The organism is Paenibacillus sp. CH40 (genome assembly GCF_024213605.1).
GTDB lineage: Bacteria > Bacillota > Bacilli > Paenibacillales > Paenibacillaceae > Paenibacillus > Paenibacillus polymyxa_B.
On the sequence record NZ_JANAVQ010000009.1, the window covers coordinates 91,138 to 109,656 of the forward strand.

Here is an 18,519-nt window from a genome sequence, read left to right on the forward strand (position 1 = left end):
CCGGCCTCATTTCTACATGAAGCCTTACATCGTTCTTGCAAAATCCAACAAAGCTTTGGACATGCTGTTGATCTCGTCTGTAGATGCATTCACTTGTTGCGTTAGCGCGGCTTGTGTTTGTGTCAGCGTAGACATATTACCGATATTGTGCAAAATCCGCTCAATGAGTGTCTTCATTTCGTCCAGACTGGTCTCGATATTTCCGGTCGCATCAGCACTGTGTATGGCGAGTTTTCTCACTTCATCTGCAACTACCGCAAACCCCCGTCCCTGCTCGCCCGCACGCGATGCCTCAATGGCGGCATTCAGACCCAGCAGATTCGTTTGATTCGCAATCTCTTTAATGAAGTTGGAAATGTTTTGTGTCTCTTCTGCACTGACTTTGGCTTGATTCGCTGCCTCTGTCGATTGCTCCTGAGCCGTAGCCAGCTCCTGCGCCTGGTTACTAACCGAGTTAACGCCGTTCACCATTTCCGTAATGGAATCGGAGAGATGCTGGATTTTGAGCGTCAGCTCATCCGCAACAGCCTGCTTTTCCTTTTCGACAGTAATATCACGAATAGTACCCGCAATACGAATAGGCACTCCCTTGCTATCGCGTATGCTTCTTCCACTGTTTTGATACCAGCGATATTCGCCATTTTTACTTTGCAAGCGACATACCATGTCATATGGCGTACGATCTGAATAGTCATTTAAATGGTCAACTACAGCCTTAAACGCATGCTCGGCATCGTCAGGATGTATACGTGAGCTCCAACTGCTTAGTACACTCGGGAAGTCCTGCTCATCCTTAAAGCCCAAGGTGTGGCGGAATTGCTGGGACCACCAAAATATATTATCCGGGTTCTCAATGTCTCCATCAGCCAGAATGACATCATATGGAGCCTCCACCAAAACACGATTGATGAGATCATATCTTGTAACTAGAGCCTGAAGCTCCTCGGACTTAATCTTCTGGTCGTGCACATCCAATAGAGCGCCCGCAATCCGAAGCGGCACTCCCTGCTGATCGCGGATCGTCGTTCCGGTAGCCCGGAACCAGCGGTATTCTCCATGCTTCAGCTTCAAACGATACTGTACGTCATAAGGCGTCTTTCCCGTAAAATCCAGCAAGTGATCCGACAAAGCTGCCAATGACCTGTCATGATCTTCGGGGTGCAGCCGGGATGCCCAGCTGTTTAATACATTGGGGAAGTCCTTTTCGCTCTGATACCCCAGCATAGCACGAAATTCTTCTGACCATGTGAACGTATTACTTGGATTGACGGGATCACCCGCAACCACCTCCATGTCCCATAAGCCAATCTCTATAGCCTTGGTAACAAGCTTCAGACGGATGTCAACATGTTGAGCATCCTTTTTCATGGACTCAAGCGCTTGGTTTACATTGTTTGCGATTTCTTGAACCTCGGAAGATTTGGATGAAACTTGTATTGCGGCAGAATAATCCTTCTGCTGTATTCTTTGTGAAAGTTTGCGGCTTTCTTCTACTAAAGGAGCAAGTGAGTGGGTCTCATTTTTTTTAAGAAACATATATGCTCTTCCCTTCTAAGCCAATATATAAAACGATATAGTTTAATATCGGAATTTTATTAAGAATCATTATAAATAAATCTAAAATCGCATAGGTAATAAGAATCATTTTTATGTCCATATACCTATATATTCATACAAAAAACATCGAAAAATGTCGAAAAAGGAAAGGTCTTAATCAGTCTGGAAATGAAAAGAACACCTTCGCATTACTTCGCAAAAGTGCTCTTTCTGGTAACTATTCAGTTCGTTACATCTTATTTAATTGAAGCAACGTATTCCTCGCCCTTTTCTTTATCATATTGGCCTTCCCATTTGGACATGACCACAGCGGCAAGCGAGTTACCTAATACATTGACTACCGTACGCGCCATATCCAGAATGCGATCAATACCAGCAATAAAAGCCAACCCCTCCAGCGGGAGGTTCACTGCTCCAAGTGTAGCGAGCAAAACGACAAAGGAAGCACCTGGCACCCCTGCAATACCTTTGGAGGAAATAATCAAAACGAGCACCAGCGTGATTTGTGTCGTGATTGGCAGGTCAATGCCGTACATTTGGGCAATGAAAATCGCAGCCAGTGCCTGATACAGGGTGGAACCGTCCAGATTAAAAGAATACCCAATCGGAATGACAAAGGACGTAATTCCTTTAGGACATCCGAACTTCTCCATCTTCTCCATGATCTTAGGCAGTACACTTTCCGAACTGGCCGTCGAATATGCAAGCAACAGCTCACTTTTCAATATTTTAACCATGGTCCAGAGTCGGGTACCGCAAAGCTTGGCGATAATTCCAAAAACAATCACAATGAACAGTATCATGGAGCCGTACACCGACAAAACAAGCTTCAATAAAGGCCATAACGAGGCCAATCCAAACTTGGCCACTGTCGTTCCAATCAGGGCAAATACACCGAACGGAGCCAGGCGCATGACCTGATTGGTTACCCAGAACATGGCGTCGGCTACGCCTTCAAAGAAATTCAGCACAGGCTTGCCTTTGTCACCAATCGCCGCTACCCCTAATCCAAACAGTACGGAGAAGAATATAATAGCCAGCATATCTCCCTCGCCCAGGGCGTGAATAACATTGGTAGGAACAATATGCACAATCGTATCTATAAAGCTATGGCCTGACTTCTCTGCAGTCTCCACATAGGAATGGATATCACTCTTCGCCAGGTGGGACATGTCCACGCCGTCACCCGGTCGAACCAGATTGGCAACAAGCAGTCCGAAAAGGATGGCGATTGTCGTTACAATCTCAAAGTACAGAATAGACTTTCCGCCGAGTTTACCCAGTTTCTTCATATCTCCGACGCCGGCTACGCCGATAATGAGCGTTGAGATCACAATAGGCACGACAATCATCTTGATCAAGCGGATGAAAATATCACCGATTGGCTTTAAGTAGACTTCCACCCCTGAATTGCCGTAAAATAAGGCACCAATAATAATACCTAAAGCCAGACCGATAAAGATTTGCATCGTCAAATTAATCTTTTTCACTTCGTGTCCCCCCTGGCTGATTTGTATATTTTTGCAGTATGCTGTTCTTAATATTCAAATGATGTTATTTATACTACAATCTGATCTATAAAAAACGACAATTATCTACAGCTGCATTTATTTTTTTCTATAAATTCACAAACTTTAACGGCAAGCCTGTGAATTTAGCTCACATTGCCTTTCTGACTGAATACCCAGGAGGTGAATATGGATGAAGTTAAATACGCTCCTTTTCCTGCTTATGCTTGTATTTGTACCGCTCGCAGGTGAGCTGAATATTCACCCGTTCGCTAATACATTCCGTCTCAGCTTTGGTACGCCTGTATTTTTTTTCTTTCTGTTATCTATTCGTCATATTCCGCCTGCATTATCGGGAGTGCTTGCAGGGATAGCGGTAGTCGCCTTTCGCATCTTACTCAATCATTACACTCAGCCCGGCCTTCCCTTCGAAGAGTTGCTGACACTGCACGGCCCTACCTTTTTTTATTACATGGTCTACGGCCTGCTCTTCCAGGTCCTTAACATTAATGCTGAGCCTTACCGCGCACTCCGCGTGGGCATCCTCTCTGTAGGGATTGAGGTTGCCGCAAGTGTGTCGGAACTTAGCGTCCGGTGGAGCATGGACGGCGATTTCTGGGACATCATTAAGATCAGCAAAGTAGCTTTCATGGCTATGATCCGCAGCTTCTTCGTGCTTGGGTTTTATAATATGATTCGGTTAAATCAATCGGTCCAGCATGAAGAGGCACAAAGGCAGCAGACGGAGCGAATTTTACTCCTTGTATCGGACTTGTATGAGGAGTCGGTCCAGTTAGGCAAAACGCTGTCACACGCAGAACAAATCACTCGTGAAAGCTACGAGCTGTACCGTGAGTTGCAGCAGGATGAATCTCTGAAGGATAGAGAACATTACGCCAGACAGGCACTTCGTATTTCCGGACAGGTTCACGAGATCAAAAAAGACAGCCAGCGGATTTTTGCTGGTTTGTCCAAGCTGATTGATGCCGAAAGCGGAGTGCATTACATGGCTTCTCAAGAGCTTGGGGAGCTAATTATCCGAACGAACAGCAAATACGCCCAATCGCTGGACAAGTCTATTCGTTTTACCCTAGATGTCGATCCTTTGTTGCCCAAGCTGCATGTTTATACCGTTTTGACACTTATTAATAACCTGACAGCCAATGCGGTTGAAGCGATGAAGGACAGTGGAAGGGTTGACGTTTCCATTCGCTTTCTAGCGGGAAAAGAGGATATAGCTTCCTTTAGTGTTACCGACAACGGTCCGGGTATTCCTGAACGGAAACGGGAAATGGTCTTCACACCAGGGTATACGACCAAGTATGATGAGGAAGGACAGCCGTCGACCGGTATGGGATTGTTTTATGTACGTGAGGTCGCGGAGAGCCTTGGAGGAACGATTGAACTGCAACAGGATGAAGAAGAGAATACAGATAGATTACAGACCACTTTTAGAATTACATTGCCTTTACGGAAACTGACGGAGAAAGGAAGATAGCCCGGATGCGTTTTTATATTGTGGATGACGATCAGGGAATTCGTTCTATGCTGGCAGACATTATTGAAGACGAAGGTCTAGGAGAAGTCATCGGGGAAGCAGAGGATGGTACCTACGTGAATAGCGGCCTCCTGGAGCTGAACCGGATTGATGTATTGCTGATTGACTTGCTGATGCCGCTTCGTGACGGCATTCAGACCGTGCGTGCACTCGGCGATCAATTCAGCGGCAAAATCATTATGATTTCTCGCATCGAATCCAAAAACATGATCGGCGAGGCATACTCGCTCGGTATTGAATATTATGTGGCCAAGCCTTTGAATCGACTGGAGATTATTGCAGTTATTCATAAGGTGGCTGAGCGTCTGCGCATGCAGCAGTCGATTACGGATATTCAGCGCACGCTTCAAGGGTTGTCGATGTTCACAACGAATAACCCAACGGCAACAATTGAACCGACCCGAAACATCGTAACTTCCGGGCAGTTTCTGCTCTCCGAAATGGGGATGATCGGCGAAGCCGGGAGTATGGATTTACTGGACATGCTGGAATTTCTGGACCAGTATGAGGAGGAAACAGGCAATTTATCTCCCTATCTGTTCCCGCCGTTGAAGGATATATTTGCTAATGTAGCGTCCAAACGGTTAGGGGCTTCAGCCTCAGCAGTAGAGCTGAGTAAGGAAATCAAAGCATCGGAGCAACGTGTCCGCCGTGCTATTTTCCAGACGCTAAGCCATATAGTATCGCTCGGATTGACTGACTATACCCATCCTAAATTTGAAAATTATGCATCCAAATTTTTTGATTTTACAGAAATCCGCAAAAAAATGCTGGAGCTGCAAAACAATGTGGAGCCTTCACTGTCCCAAGCCCGCATTAATACGAAAAAGTTCGTACAGGTGCTCTATATGGAAGCAAAACGGCTATTACATTAAAAGAAAAGCACCTGCATCTCCCCATGTATCTATTACTTGGAGATTAACAGGTGCCCATCGTTGATGATTCGATATCCCTTTAGTCCAGACTCTTGCCCTGCCACTCCATAGCTTCCAAGAGATCTACACCATCGGACAGCAGACGTTTCAAGACATTCAGATCTTCCGAGCTATAACGATTTAAAAATTGAAATAACTGCTGCTGTACCTTAACATGCAGTCGTTCATGCACAAGAAAGAGTCTTTTCCCCAACGGGGTTAACCGAAAATAAATTTCTTTCTTGTTGTCGTTAAGCTGGGTTCTGCGAATCCAGCCTTCCTTGAGCAGCTTGGTGCTGACTTTCGAAACTGTACCCTTGCTCAGCTCAATTCGATCCGCTAATGTCGTAACATTAATCGGCTCATGCCGCCCGATACAATCCATAACGTGCACATCCGTCATATTGAGCGAAGTCATTCCATCAAAGTGCTCGCGGATTTCTTCGAGAAAGGTCATGCTCTCTCTTTGCTGATGCTGCTCCCACTGATGATTCATCTTAATAAGCAAATCATAGACATGCTGAACCGATGTCGCCTTTTCCATACGAACAAGTAGTCACTCCTTTGGCATACTCCTCCTTTCATTATAGCCCACATTTGTTTCACAAGAAACAATATGGTCATGTTATGAACATACCCTTTCCCCTTTATACCAATGTGGCAATGCCGTCCTTAATCACACTCAATATATCCGTTTGTTTCATAGAAATGGCCCAAGCGATATACCCATCCGGACGGATGAGAACCGTATGCACATCTCTCCATCCCACGGGCAATTCTTCGGCTACGGCCTCCACATATGAAATATGTGAAAGTGAGCTATGGCGAAACTCATTCGATACCTCATTATCCTGTGCAAGATGGAGAAGTACAAAGCAGCCTTCATGAAGAAGATCGTAAGCATACGATGTCATTCCGTCAGGCAAATGCAATTCAAAATCAGCAAACCGTTTCCCGTTCAGTGGATGCTGCGGTATATTGCCAGCCGCCGGATAACATACATCCAGTGCACTAATCTGCTCTGCCATAGATTGATTAATTCCCGGATGGCGGAACCATTCCTCATGTAATTGGCGGTGTGCCAATACAGCAGGCGTAAAGCCCAATAAGCGGGTCTGAACCTCGGTATTCCGTAAGAACTGCGTATTAACCGGATAACGTTCGTCATGATAGCTACTCAGCAGCGTGTCTGGAGCCCAGCCACGAATCACTCCGGCCAGCTTCCATCCCAGATTTGCCGCCTCTTGCAAGCCAACATTCATTCCCTGCCCACCTGCTGGGAAGTGGATATGCGCAGCATCACCTGCTAGCAGGATTCTCCCTTTACGATAGGTCTGCGCCTGCCGCGTTGCATTCCCGAATCGAGATAACCAGCGAGGATTGGATACGCCAAGATCTGTACCGAGCAGATCATACAGTCCTGTCTGCACTTCTTCCAGCGTCACAGGTACGTCCTTCGGAATCTCCATCATTCGCGGTGTAGTCAAAATAACCCGATAAATATCTGGATACACGGGGGCAATCATCACCCCACCTCGTTCACTATATTCGGAATGTACGCCACTTTCAGGCGGATTGGCTAACTCTACATCTGCCAATACAGCGGTCAGAGTCGTATCCGTGCCCGGAAAAGCAATCCCGGCTTGTTTACGCACGATACTCCCAGCCCCATCCGCTCCTACGACATAAGCAGCAGTCATCACCGATACATTGGCTTGTGGTCCAGATGTGCATACACCTACCACCTCTACGCCCTGCTCGTGCTCTCGCACAGATACCACTTCCATGCCACGATGGACGACAACTCCCAGCTTGAGCGCATGCTCCTCGATCACTTGCTCTGTAATCACCTGTGGAATAAACAACGTGTAATTAGAAGAACTATCAAGCACAGAAAAATCCAAGCGGGTATTCAGCATTGAAAAGTGACCCGTACGTATAGGTCTGCCGCGCTTCATAAACCGCTCCTTCAATCCACGCATATCAAACATCTCAAGCGTCCGTGGATGTAGCGTAAGCGCACGCGACTGGCCACTAGGCTCCTCTAAACGTTCAATTACACATACGCTTACGCTTGCTAATGCCAACTCAGCAGCTAACCACATTCCAACAGGTCCGCCGCCTACTACAATCACTTCGTAATCCATGTTCACACCCCTATCTAAAATCTTTATTCCTACCACCTAATTGTTTCGCATGAAACAATATATACATACAGAAAGCTCCCCTTAACATTTCCGTATATATCAAACAAACATATACAGCCATTTTTTATTGTTTCTATTGAAACAATATTATTGTAATTTAATTGAGAACAATTATCAACCACTTTATTAAAAAGATTTCTACCCTTTACTTTAAATCATGCATTCATTTCCATTTTATAAAATATAATTGTATAATCGTAAAATGAGAATAAGCTAGAAACAAGTTCTCCATAGAAGGGATGATGATACATGTCGGATGCAAACCAATTATTCGGTCAAGCACTGGTTAAATCACTGGTCGGGGAACGTGGACATATTCGAGTAGCTCGGGCTTTACCAGACATCGACGTCGAGCTGGCAGGGAAGAAAAATGCAGAAATGCCTTACAGCATTTATCAACTGCTGAAGCATATGATTTACTGGCAGCAGTTCATGCTGGAGCATTTGGAAGGACGGAAGCCCCAGCTTCCGGGCAATGTCATGGAAAGCTGGCCCGAAGAGACTGGACCGCAAAGCGAAGAGGCATGGCAGGCTGTCATTAACGAATTTTTACAGGGCGTAGATCAGGCTGTGCAGATTGCCGAAACCGCGCAACTGGATGATTCACTAGCTCATTTTCCAGGTGAAACGAAAGCAGGACTGCTGCGGAATATCGCTTCCCACAATTCATATCATTTGGGTGAAATCGTGCTGCTACGCCGGATTTATGGAGCTTGGCCACCACCAGGAGGCGGCTTTCCAGCCTAAAGGCAACACCGCGCTCTAATCAAGATTCCCCCATCCGCTGCTTCATACCTCCATCAATGCAATGGGATTTAGGCACCGCGAGGAACTCGCTTGCGTACCCTATATGGGAACCTGCTAACTCGACCTGAAGCCGTTAACCCGTAATCAGAGGCAATCCGAATAACGGTTCCCATGATGCAAGATCAAAGAGAGGTTTCGAGGTTATGGTGAGACACTTATATTTAAATCGTAATATTGCCTGTATGATTGTGATCAGCCTTATTGCTAACATGAGTGGAAGTATGATCCTTCCACTCTTTGCTATTTATGTAGAGCAATTCGGGATATCCGTACTCGGCATGAGCATTTTATTTTCTCTGTTTTATGTAGGTAGATTTCTTGGTGGAGGCTTGGCAGGACGAATTTATGAAAAGATTGGCGCAAAACGCTTGGGGTTGAGCTTACTTATTGCTGAAATCGCTTGTATGCTCCTGTTTCCGATTGCAACAAGCTTCATCATTCTATCCATACTGAGACTCCTCCAAGGCTTGGTAGCTATAGGGCTAACCGTCTTTGTAAGAGTCACGATCAACCATATGAGCACCGCAGATAATCGAGGCATGCTCAATGGATATATCAGCAGCAGTGAAGGTGCCGGTATGATTTTAGGGCCTCTTATGAGTGGAGCTATTGTTTCTTATTTTTCTTTATCCATTCCGTTTTATTTCGTTGCTATTTTCTCATGTATATCCTTCGTTGCCGTCTCCAGAATGACCTTCCCCAGTCTCTCTTCCAAACCTCAGCAACAGCACGCACCCCTTCATGAGTCGAAAAGAAAAACCATGCTAACGAAACAGCTACTGCTCTATTCCACCGTTCATTTCCTTGAAATGAGTGCATTCGCTATATTTTTAACGTACTTCTCTGTATATGCAACCTACAAACTCCATTGGAGCCCCGCAGAAATTAGCTTAGCTTTTACAATTATCGGCATATCGACCTTCATATCAGCCCCCTTTATTGGCAAACTATCTGATCTACTTAAGGATCGCTTGATGCTTTGTATCATCGGTCTATTGTTGATCATGGTGGAAATCATCTTATTTCTTTGGTTCACAGAACCGTGGATCGTATACTTAGGGATGTTCATCGGAGGTATAGGAGGAGCCAGCTATCTGGATTCCTTTTACTCGCAACTAGGGGATGTTATTCCTGAGGAGAATAGAAGCTCATTTATCGGCAACGTCGTATCTTTGTCCGAATTGGGGGCCATTGTGTCTCCGATCATCGCAGGTGCACTCATGGAACAGTTTAGCGTCAGCACTCCCTTTTACTACAATTTGATTTTGGTGTTGATCGCTATAGTTATCCAATATGTCATTCGTTTCAAGTCGAAATCTATAAGAAAAAGGCCATTTGCATAAGCAATTGGCCTCCTTTCTTTCTCACAGCTCCAACTCAACTGCAACCCCAAAATGATCCGATACAACTGGTCCAGTTTTCCCGTTCAGTACAACGGTTGAGGATTGAACCTGTGCAGCCTTATTGGAGAAGATAAAGTCAATACGGAGCGGCTCCGCATTACTTTCCCAACCAGCAATAGCTTTAATCACCGTGTGGCCTTCATCACGTACTGCTGCATTCGGATAGGTGTCCGACCAGCCGGATTGCAGTACATAGTCATATCCTTCTCCGCGTACTTCAGCCGCGTTGTTGAAATCACCCATCATAAACACAGGAGTCGGAGCAAAAGAATTTAGCACTTTTGTTGTACGATCCCATAGTCCACGGAAGGATTCTTCATCATTCCACCAGTTATAATGTCCACTTACAAACCAGGCCTGCACTCCGTCCACCACAGTTTGAACGCCGACAATTTTACGTGAGCGGTAGTTGTCATAATCCTGTAGCGAGGAAACATATTCGTTCACCGTAGCTGTAATCGGTGTTTTGGACAGAATCGCCAAACCCTCGTCGTATTTGGCAAAACCAACATGTGCGGGAGCCCACGTCCACTGATAAGCATTGGACAATAGCCCGTTCAGCACATAAGCATAGTTATCACGCTTAATGACAACTTCAGGATCTGCGCTATAATAAGCGCCCAAATCGTCCGGCGACAAAGGAGCCTCTTCCATGGACTGGTTCACTTCCTGCAAAGCAATGACATCAAACTGCTGTTCATCAATAAAAGCAGCCAGCTGCTTTAGCTTATCATGCTGGTTTTCTTCCATCCAAGCATGTGCATTTAAGGTTAACAACTTCAAAGTAATCACCTGTTGAGTATGTCTTGTATATCTGATTTAAGCACATCGGCCTTCGGTCCGTAAACCGCCTGCACCCCATTATCTACTTTTATCAAGCCCAAGGCACCCAGCGCTTTCCACGTCTTTTCGTCCCCAACGGCATCCGTATCCTTCACCGTCACACGCAGACGGGTCATGCAAGCGTCCACCTCGACAATGTTCTGCTCACCCCCAAGCGTCTTGATGATATCCGTAGCCAGTTGATTTTGAGTGGAAACAGCTGCCACACCCTCTGTCTTTGTACTCCCAGCCACGGAAGTCCCTTGAGGCTCCTCATCCGTATAGTTCCCCAGTCTTCCCGGCGTAGCCATTTTGAATTTACCGATCATAAAATACGCGATAAAGTAGGTTGCTACCGCAAACACCACACAAGTCAGCACGAAGTTAATAATATCCTGCACCAAACCCGCATTTATAGACAACGGCATTCGGGTCAGCAGTTCAATCATACCAAACGAATGTAAACGCAAATGTATGATGTCGGCCATTCCGAACGCAATACCGGTAAGAATAGCATAAACCACATACAGCACAGGCGCCACGAACATAAACATGAATTCCAGTGGCTCCGTTACCCCTGTTAAAAAGACAGCTGCGGCTGCCGAAAAGATCATCGACTTGTACTTGCTGCGTTTATCTTTGTCTACACGGCGATACATGGCCACCGCTAGTCCCATAAGGATTCCTGCTCCACCGATCATTTGTCCTACCTTGAAGCGGGCAGGCGTTACGCCTTCCAACAAGCTATTGTAGGCTGTCGGATCAGTACCACGAAGCGCACTTAGGTCACTTGCCCAAGCCAGCCACAGCGGGTCTTGCCCGGCAACGACGCTTCCTGCCCCGGAACCCGTAAGTGTCGTGTAAACGCCACCAAGTTGAGTATAGTTAATAGGAACGGTCAGCATATGGTGAAGTCCAAAAGGAATTAGTAGTCTTTCCAGTGTACCATAGACAAATGGCGCTACAAAAGGAGCCGACTCCCCTGAGGTCGCTAACCAAATACCGAACTGATTAATCCCCCCCTGAACAAATGGCCAGATGGCAGACATGATCAAACTTACGATGACAGACCATAAAATCACGACAAAAGGAACAAAACGTTTGCCGTTAAAAAAAGCTAAAGCGTCTGGCAGCTTGCGGTAATTGTAGTACTTGTTAAATACCACGGCTCCGACAAAGCCGGAGATGATACCGACAAACACACCCATATTAAGTGCAGGTGCCCCTAAGACAGAGGTAAAATAGCCACTAACCGGAATGGATGCACCAAAAAGAGTGTGGGTGGTGGCACCCTCCTGGGTTAGCATTTTCGAGGACACACCCAAAATCGTTCCTGTTGAAATATTAATGAGAATAAAGGCAATTAAGGCCGCAAAAGCTCCGCCCGCCCGTTCCTTAGCCCAGGAACCACCAATCGCCACGGCAAACAGTATGTGTAAATTATTGATAATACCCCAACCCAAATTCTCCATAACCCCGCCGACGGTCAACCAGAAATGGATATCACCAGCCAACATCGCCACTACTTTACCAAGCGAAATCATAATCCCGGCTGCCGGCATAACAGCAACAACCACTAGCAGTGCTTTCCCGAGCTTTTGCCAAAAATCAAATGATAGAAGTTTTTTCATGCTCCTTCAATCCCCATCCCTTATAGTATGTACAGCGTTGTTTGTACCCTATAAACATTATGCAATCGGTTGCACAATTATTATAATGATATCGCTTTCTATTGGCAATACCCTAATTGTAAATATCTTGGCTAATGATCATAGAAATACTCGAAAAAGCCGCGAATTTGTTGATTTTCGAGCAATATCGTATGATAGAACATAATATTTCCTGCTTGAGATAGCAAAAGGAGACGAAGACGATGGCAGTAACCATCAAAGATGTCGCAAAACGTGCTAATGTTGCTACTTCCACCGTATCCCGTGTCATTCAAGACAGCCCCAAAATCAGCGAAGCGACCAAGGCACGTGTCCGTAAAGAAATGAAGGCGCTTGGCTATGAACCCAACTATTCAGCTCAGAGTCTGGCTAACCGTGTCACACAGTCAATTGGCATCATTATGCCTGAATCGGATGTGGCAATCTTTCAAAATCCGTTCTTTCCGGAAAGCCTTCGCGGGATCAGCGAATGGGTAAATGAGCACAACTATACACTGTCCATTGTCACAGGAAAAACGAGCGATGAATTGCTATCCCGCGTAAAGCTGATGACCCGGACCGGGCGTGTTGACGGCTATATTGTTCTGTACTCCAAGCAAAAAGATAGCATTGTGGAGTACCTTCATAAAGAAAAAATACCTTACACCGTAATCGGTAAGCCTCAGCAATTTGTCAGTGAAACTACTCATGTAGATAACGATAACTACCAGGCTGCCAAGGATGTGGTCACTTATTTGACTGGGCTGAATCATCAGCACATTGCTTATGTTGGCGGTGATCATGAACACATCGTGAATATTGAAAGACTCCGAGGCTACCAGGATGCGTTGCGAGAGGCAGGCTTGCCTTTACCCAAGGAATACGTGGTCAGGGAGCCATTTAATCTGGAGGACATGCGCACATTATTGCAGGCCACCCCGCCGCCTACCGCGATGATCGTTAGCGACGACCTTGTAGCCATGGCAGTACAGAAAATGCTTTCTCAGCTAGGCGTGTCCATGCCAGAGCAGTTATCCATGGTGAGCTTCAATAATCTAATGCTAGCTGAGCTGATGAATCCCCCTCTGACTTCCGTGGATATTGATATCTTCACTCTAGGTTATCAGGCAGCCAAAAGCCTGATTGAAAAAATCGAGGACCCCAAGGAATTGACCAAGCACATCATTGTTCCCCACCGAATCGTGGAGCGCAAATCCAGCCAATTACTATGATTCTTAGCGGAATGAACAAGAACTGATTTTGTGGAAACCCATAAAATCAGTTTTTTTGCGTTGACAGGGCAAACGGTTGCACTATATACTGAACTCGCTCATATACTGGTTTCGTTAAAACAACGATCTCATTTTCCGAGAGGGGTACGCAATCATGGTTTACAACCGATTATTTGACGTAGATAGCTGGAAGCTGACAACACACACTCTACATAGCACACACATGCGATTACAGGAAAGCATAACGTCCATAGGCAACGGTTATATGGGCATGCGCGGCAATTTTGAAGAAGCTTATTCAGGTGATCATCATCAGGGGACTTATATCTCCGGTGTATGGTTCCCCGACAAAACAAAGGTCGGCTGGTGGAAAAACGGCTATCCTGAATATTTTGGTAAGGTCATCAATGCCATGAACTTCATCGGCATCCGTCTGATCGTAAACCAAGAGGAAGTAGACTTATTTACGGCACACATCAGCGATTTTGTGCAGGAGTTGGACATGAAACAGGGGATCCTGCGACGCACCTGCACCGTGAATGATCAGGTTCGTATCACTACGGAGCGTTTTCTGAGCATTACTACACGTGAATTATGCCTGATTGATTATCAGGTCGAAAATATAAGCGAGCAGCCTTTAAGCATTGAGCTTGTTCCTTATTTGGACGGCAATACGAAAAATGAGGACACAAACTATGACGAGGTATTTTGGCTGGAAGAGGCCCGTGAGGTTCAAGAGCAATTCATCAGCCTGTCCACAACGACGATAGATAATCCCTTTGGTATTCCGCGCTTTACCGTAAACGCTACCATGGGTATTGTAACCGAGGGACAGGATCAGCAGACGACGGAAGAGAGCTTTTTGTATGCTGCACGCCACTATCAATACAGCGTCGATCCGGGCGACAGTATCCAGCTGCAAAAAATTGTGGCGGTTACCACCTCACGGGATATGGAAAAGGATGCGCTGATTCCACAAGCTGAACGCATCGCTGTGGAGGCTGTGAACAAAGGCTATACTTCGCTCAAGCAGGAGCATATCGCAGCTTGGGCCAGACGTTGGGACAAAGCAGATGTAGAAATCGAGGGAGATACAGAGGCCCAGCAGGGAATACGCTTTAATATTTTTCAGCTGTTCTCTACGTACTACGGCGAAGATGCCCGTCTAAACATTGGTCCCAAGGGCTTTACAGGTGAAAAGTATGGCGGTGCCACCTATTGGGACACAGAAGCATATGCCGTACCTATGTACCTGGCGCTTGCAGACCCGGATGTAACCCGAAATCTGCTGCTGTACCGTTACCAACAACTAGAGGGTGCCAAGCATAACGCAGCCCAGCAAGGGCTACGGGGTGCACTATACCCTATGGTCACTTTTACAGGTGTGGAGTGCCATAACGAATGGGAGATTACCTTTGAGGAAATCCACCGTAACGGGGCCATTGCGTATGCCATTTACAATTACACCAACTATACGGGGGACTCCTCCTATCTTCATCAGTACGGCATAGATGTACTGGTTGAAATTAGCCGCTTCTGGGCCGACCGGGTTCACTTTTCAAAAAGCCAGCAGCAGTATATGATCCACGGGGTTACCGGGCCGAACGAATACGAAAATAACGTCAATAACAACTGGTATACCAACACGCTGGCTGCATGGGTTTTGAAATATACCTTATCGGTCTTACCTCAAATTTCAGCAGAAAAATCGATGCATCTAGCGGTTACGGCTGATGAGCTTGCCCATTGGCAGGATATCATCACTCACATGTATTATCCCTATGATGAGGAGCGGGAAGTCTTCGTACAGCACGATACCTTTATGGATAAGGATTTGCAGCCTGTATCCTCCCTTGATCCCAGCAACCTTCCATTAAATCAGAAATGGTCATGGGATAAAATCCTTCGTTCCTGCTTCATTAAGCAGGCAGATGTGCTGCAAGGGCTGTATTTCTTTGGAGACCAGTTCACGCTGGAGGAAAAAGCGCGCAATTTTGCATTTTACGAGCCAATGACTGTTCATGAATCCAGTCTGTCCCCGTCCATTCATGCCGTGCTGGCTGCCGAACTCAAAATGGAGGAAAAGGCAGTCGAGATGTATAAGCGGACGGCCCGTCTGGATCTGGATAACTACAATAACGATACCGAAGACGGACTTCATATCACTTCCATGACAGGAAGCTGGCTGGCGATTGTACAGGGATTTGCCGGGATGAGAACGTATCGTGAAACATTAAGCTTCTCCCCCTTCCTGCCTCAAGGCTGGAACAAATATACGTTTAAAATCAACTATCGCGGTCGCTTGTTAAGTATTCTCGTACAGGAAAATGAAGTGATCATTACCCTGTTGGACGGAGAACCGCTGACGCTGGAGCTGTATGGAGAGCCAACGCACATTACCAGTGGACAGTCGTTAATGACGAACAGCGTTTCATAAATCGGGCAGACAGGGGGGGAAACCAAATGAAAGCAGTCATTTTTGATCTGGACGGAGTCATTACAGATACCGCCGAATATCATTTTCAGGCATGGGGCAGCTTGGCGGCAGCGCTTAGCATCCCTTTTGATCGGGAATTTAATGAACAGTTAAAAGGAATCAGCCGTACGGAATCGCTCGACAAAATACTGGCGCGCGGTAACCTGTCCGATACGTTTTCAGAAGAAGGCAAGCAAGAACTGGCTACACGGAAAAATACGGAGTATCAGCGGCTCATCTCAGCTGTAACTCCCTCGGACATTCTTCCAGGCATTAAAGCGCTTCTGACAGAGCTTCGTGAAGCCCGAATCGGCATCGCGCTGGCCTCTGCAAGCAAAAATGCAGCATTTATCCTGGAGCGACTGGAGCTAGCGTACTATTTTGACAGTGTGGTGGATGTTACCGCCATTCGGCATGGCAAACCTGACCCGGAAATTTTCCTCACTGGAGCCGCAAATCTGGGCGTTCAGCCTGCCGACTGTATCGGTATAGAGGACGCACAGGCTGGCATACAGGCGATCAAGGGCGCCGGGATGTTCGCGGTCGGTGTAGGAACACCTTCGCAAATGCAAGGTGCGGATATCGTGGTAGCCACTACTGCCGAGCTTTCTCTGAGCATGTTGGAGGCACATTTCTACGAGTTCAAAAAGTGACCTCCACTCGGAGTAGTTTATATGGCGTTATCTTAGGGATAGAGCACCCTCGCCTCATATGTATGACCAACGACGGACACCACTGGTGTTCGTTTTTGTTTACATATACTCAAAAAAACTCCCTCTGTCTCTCGCGTCTTCAGCTCCTCGATCGTCGAACACGTTAAATTACCATTCCATGAATATCTATCACCATTTTACACATATTACATGTATATCGTTGATTTAAGCTTTTGAAGGAGGACGAGTCATGGCAAGATCACTCGAGGCGAAATTGGACCATCTAAAAAAGACCCTGGGTCATCTTCCTGATGTCGTCTTCAAAAAAATGGACGTGGGACAAACGGGAATTCATGTAGTTATGGTTTATCTCTCCGGTATTGCGAATACGGGCATAATTAACGAACAAATCGTTAAGCCACTCATTTTGACTGGAATCCGTGAAAACCACTCCCAAGTTAGCCTGGAGAAAATAAAGGAGGAACTGATACAGCAGACGGCATTTACGATCGGTATGAAAGAAGGGGCTGACCTTGAAGCATGTGTAATTGAAGTGTTATCGGGAAATACTTGTCTGCTGATCGAAGGAACCGATGAAGTTTTTTTTGCTTCTACGGGCCAGTTTCCTTCCCGAAGTGTCGATGAACCAAGCACCGAAACTTTGGTTAGAGGACCGAGAGAAGGTTTTATTGAAGATTTGGAAAGCAACTTGGCAATGGTAAGGCGGCATATCAAAGATCTAAGTTTCAAAATAGATAAAATGACCATAGGAAGGAGATCTTCACGGAAATTAGCGATCTTGTACATATCAGATATCGCAAATCCAGAGCTAGTTCAGGAAGTGAAACGAAGAGTCGAAACGATTGATGTGGACGATGCTTCCGATACCGGGATTATTGAGCAATGGATTGAGGAACATTCATGGTCTCCATTCCCACAGATTCAAGCCTCTGAACGTTCGGATAAAGCTATAAATGCTTTAATGTCCGGAAGAGTTGTCATTATGCTTGATGGCACTCCTTTTGTCCTGATTGCTCCCATGACCTTCTGGATGCTGGCTCAATCCCCAGAGGATTATTACGAGCGTTTTCCTTTAGGAACATTTTTTCGTATGCTTCGTTTAATGGCTCTGTTCATTGCAACATTCCTGCCTTCGCTATACGTTGCACTTATTTCTTTCCATCCTGGATTAATCCCGCCTGAGCTGGTGATGTCTATCGTTGCCTCAAGGGAAGGAATTCCTTTTCCCGTTTTTGTGGAAGCTCTAATCATGGAGTTATCATTGGAAATATTACGCGAGGCAAGTCTGCGGCTACCTAAAGGCATAGGACAAGTCATCGGTATTGTAGGCGGTCTTGTTATTGGACAAGCAGCGGTCGAGGCGGCGGTCGTAAGTGCTTTTCTGATTATTGTCGTTGGTCTTACTGCCATTGCGTCCTTTGCAAGCCCGCAGTACAGCGGCAGTATTGGAATACGGCTTCTTCGTTTTCCCATTATGATGATTGCAGGGATTTATGGGCTGTATGGCGTGATTTTAGCCTTTATTTGCTTAGGCGTACACATGGTCCAGATCAAAAGCTTTGGAGTTCCTTACATGTCACCCCTAGCCCCAATTCGGCTAAGAGATCAACAAGATACTTTTATTCGGGCTCCTTTTAAATACCTCAGAAAACGTCCTATGATGCTAAAGACACAGGACGAAACACAATCTAACAGGAAAAGGAAGTAAGCCA

At 46.1% G+C, this 18,519-nt stretch carries 14 protein-coding genes; 8 read left to right on the forward strand and 6 right to left on the reverse strand.

Annotation, left to right across the window (positions count from 1 at the left end; translation table 11 throughout):
* Nucleotides 1-24: 24 nt before the first annotated feature.
* Both NLX73_RS25030 and NLX73_RS21390 read right to left on the reverse strand, forming a co-directional pair.
* On the reverse strand, nucleotides 25-1,536 hold the full coding sequence (locus NLX73_RS25030; RefSeq protein ID WP_220026707.1) for a methyl-accepting chemotaxis protein: 1,512 nt from the start codon (nucleotides 1,534-1,536) through the stop codon (nucleotides 25-27).
* Nucleotides 1,537-1,793: 257 nt separating this feature from the next.
* Nucleotides 1,794-3,047: a cation:dicarboxylate symporter family transporter gene (locus NLX73_RS21390; protein WP_061831913.1), complete on the reverse strand. Its 1,254-nt coding sequence runs from the start codon at nucleotides 3,045-3,047 to the stop codon at nucleotides 1,794-1,796.
* 211 nt (nucleotides 3,048-3,258) lie between these two features.
* Here NLX73_RS21390 and NLX73_RS21395 point away from each other — a divergent pair, with 211 nt between their 5' ends.
* Nucleotides 3,259-4,563, forward strand: a complete 1,305-nt coding sequence (locus NLX73_RS21395; protein ID WP_250267207.1) for a sensor histidine kinase — start codon at nucleotides 3,259-3,261, stop codon at nucleotides 4,561-4,563.
* Between the two features lie 5 nt (nucleotides 4,564-4,568).
* Nucleotides 4,569-5,498, forward strand: a complete 930-nt coding sequence (locus NLX73_RS21400; RefSeq protein ID WP_061831911.1) for a response regulator — start codon at nucleotides 4,569-4,571, stop codon at nucleotides 5,496-5,498.
* 79 nt (nucleotides 5,499-5,577) lie between these two features.
* Here the strand turns inward: NLX73_RS21400 and NLX73_RS21405 are convergent, their stop codons facing one another.
* Nucleotides 5,578-6,081 (reverse strand): MarR family transcriptional regulator, encoded by a 504-nt coding sequence (locus tag NLX73_RS21405; RefSeq protein ID WP_250267206.1) that lies wholly within the window; start codon nucleotides 6,079-6,081, stop codon nucleotides 5,578-5,580.
* Nucleotides 6,082-6,184: 103 nt separating this feature from the next.
* A complete protein-coding gene (locus NLX73_RS21410; protein WP_254327275.1) occupies nucleotides 6,185-7,684 on the reverse strand; it encodes a monooxygenase in 1,500 nt (499 codons plus the stop codon).
* A gap of 309 nt (nucleotides 7,685-7,993) precedes the next feature.
* Here NLX73_RS21410 and NLX73_RS21415 point away from each other — a divergent pair, with 309 nt between their 5' ends.
* Nucleotides 7,994-8,491 carry a DinB family protein gene (locus NLX73_RS21415; RefSeq protein WP_023986557.1) on the forward strand — a complete coding sequence of 166 codons (498 nt, stop codon included), beginning with the start codon at nucleotides 7,994-7,996 and terminating at the stop codon, nucleotides 8,489-8,491.
* A gap of 203 nt (nucleotides 8,492-8,694) precedes the next feature.
* Nucleotides 8,695-9,894, forward strand: coding sequence for an MFS transporter (locus tag NLX73_RS21420; protein WP_254327276.1), 1,200 nt, complete (start codon nucleotides 8,695-8,697; stop codon nucleotides 9,892-9,894).
* A 21-nt stretch (nucleotides 9,895-9,915) separates the two neighbouring features.
* On the opposite strand, the gene NLX73_RS21425 is transcribed toward NLX73_RS21420, so the two are convergent.
* Together NLX73_RS21425 and NLX73_RS21430 are read right to left on the reverse strand one after the other, a co-directional pair.
* Nucleotides 9,916-10,737, reverse strand: a complete 822-nt coding sequence (locus NLX73_RS21425; protein ID WP_254327277.1) for an endonuclease/exonuclease/phosphatase family protein — start codon at nucleotides 10,735-10,737, stop codon at nucleotides 9,916-9,918.
* Between the two features lie 5 nt (nucleotides 10,738-10,742).
* Nucleotides 10,743-12,407, reverse strand: a complete 1,665-nt coding sequence (locus NLX73_RS21430) for a PTS transporter subunit IIBC (protein ID WP_250259879.1) — start codon at nucleotides 12,405-12,407, stop codon at nucleotides 10,743-10,745.
* Nucleotides 12,408-12,649: 242 nt separating this feature from the next.
* On the opposite strand from NLX73_RS21430, the gene NLX73_RS21435 reads away from it, so the two are divergent.
* From NLX73_RS21435 to NLX73_RS21450, 4 genes are all read left to right on the forward strand, one after another.
* Nucleotides 12,650-13,657: a LacI family DNA-binding transcriptional regulator gene (locus NLX73_RS21435; protein ID WP_103048414.1), complete on the forward strand. Its 1,008-nt coding sequence runs from the start codon at nucleotides 12,650-12,652 to the stop codon at nucleotides 13,655-13,657.
* A gap of 154 nt (nucleotides 13,658-13,811) precedes the next feature.
* A complete protein-coding gene (locus NLX73_RS21440) occupies nucleotides 13,812-16,094 on the forward strand; it encodes a glycoside hydrolase family 65 protein (RefSeq protein ID WP_254327278.1) in 2,283 nt (760 codons plus the stop codon).
* A 26-nt stretch (nucleotides 16,095-16,120) separates the two neighbouring features.
* Nucleotides 16,121-16,786: a beta-phosphoglucomutase gene (gene pgmB / locus NLX73_RS21445; RefSeq protein WP_025722091.1), complete on the forward strand. Its 666-nt coding sequence runs from the start codon at nucleotides 16,121-16,123 to the stop codon at nucleotides 16,784-16,786.
* A gap of 250 nt (nucleotides 16,787-17,036) precedes the next feature.
* A complete protein-coding gene (locus NLX73_RS21450; RefSeq protein ID WP_254327279.1) occupies nucleotides 17,037-18,515 on the forward strand; it encodes a spore germination protein in 1,479 nt (492 codons plus the stop codon).
* Nucleotides 18,516-18,519 lie beyond the last annotated feature (4 nt).

Coding starts and splice junctions, on each gene's coding strand:
- NLX73_RS25030 (WP_220026707.1), bottom strand. CDS start 1,536: ATGTTTCTTAAAAAAAATGAGACCCACTCACTTGCTCCTTTAGTAGAA.
- NLX73_RS21395 (WP_250267207.1), top strand. CDS start 3,259: ATGAAGTTAAATACGCTCCTTTTCCTGCTTATGCTTGTATTTGTACCG.
- NLX73_RS21400 (WP_061831911.1), top strand. CDS start 4,569: ATGCGTTTTTATATTGTGGATGACGATCAGGGAATTCGTTCTATGCTG.
- NLX73_RS21405 (WP_250267206.1), bottom strand. CDS start 6,081: ATGGAAAAGGCGACATCGGTTCAGCATGTCTATGATTTGCTTATTAAG.
- NLX73_RS21410 (WP_254327275.1), bottom strand. CDS start 7,684: ATGGATTACGAAGTGATTGTAGTAGGCGGCGGACCTGTTGGAATGTGG.
- NLX73_RS21415 (WP_023986557.1), top strand. CDS start 7,994: ATGTCGGATGCAAACCAATTATTCGGTCAAGCACTGGTTAAATCACTG.
- NLX73_RS21420 (WP_254327276.1), top strand. CDS start 8,695: ATGGTGAGACACTTATATTTAAATCGTAATATTGCCTGTATGATTGTG.
- NLX73_RS21430 (WP_250259879.1), bottom strand. CDS start 12,407: ATGAAAAAACTTCTATCATTTGATTTTTGGCAAAAGCTCGGGAAAGCA.
- NLX73_RS21435 (WP_103048414.1), top strand. CDS start 12,650: ATGGCAGTAACCATCAAAGATGTCGCAAAACGTGCTAATGTTGCTACT.
- NLX73_RS21440 (WP_254327278.1), top strand. CDS start 13,812: ATGGTTTACAACCGATTATTTGACGTAGATAGCTGGAAGCTGACAACA.
- pgmB (WP_025722091.1), top strand. CDS start 16,121: ATGAAAGCAGTCATTTTTGATCTGGACGGAGTCATTACAGATACCGCC.
- NLX73_RS21450 (WP_254327279.1), top strand. CDS start 17,037: ATGGCAAGATCACTCGAGGCGAAATTGGACCATCTAAAAAAGACCCTG.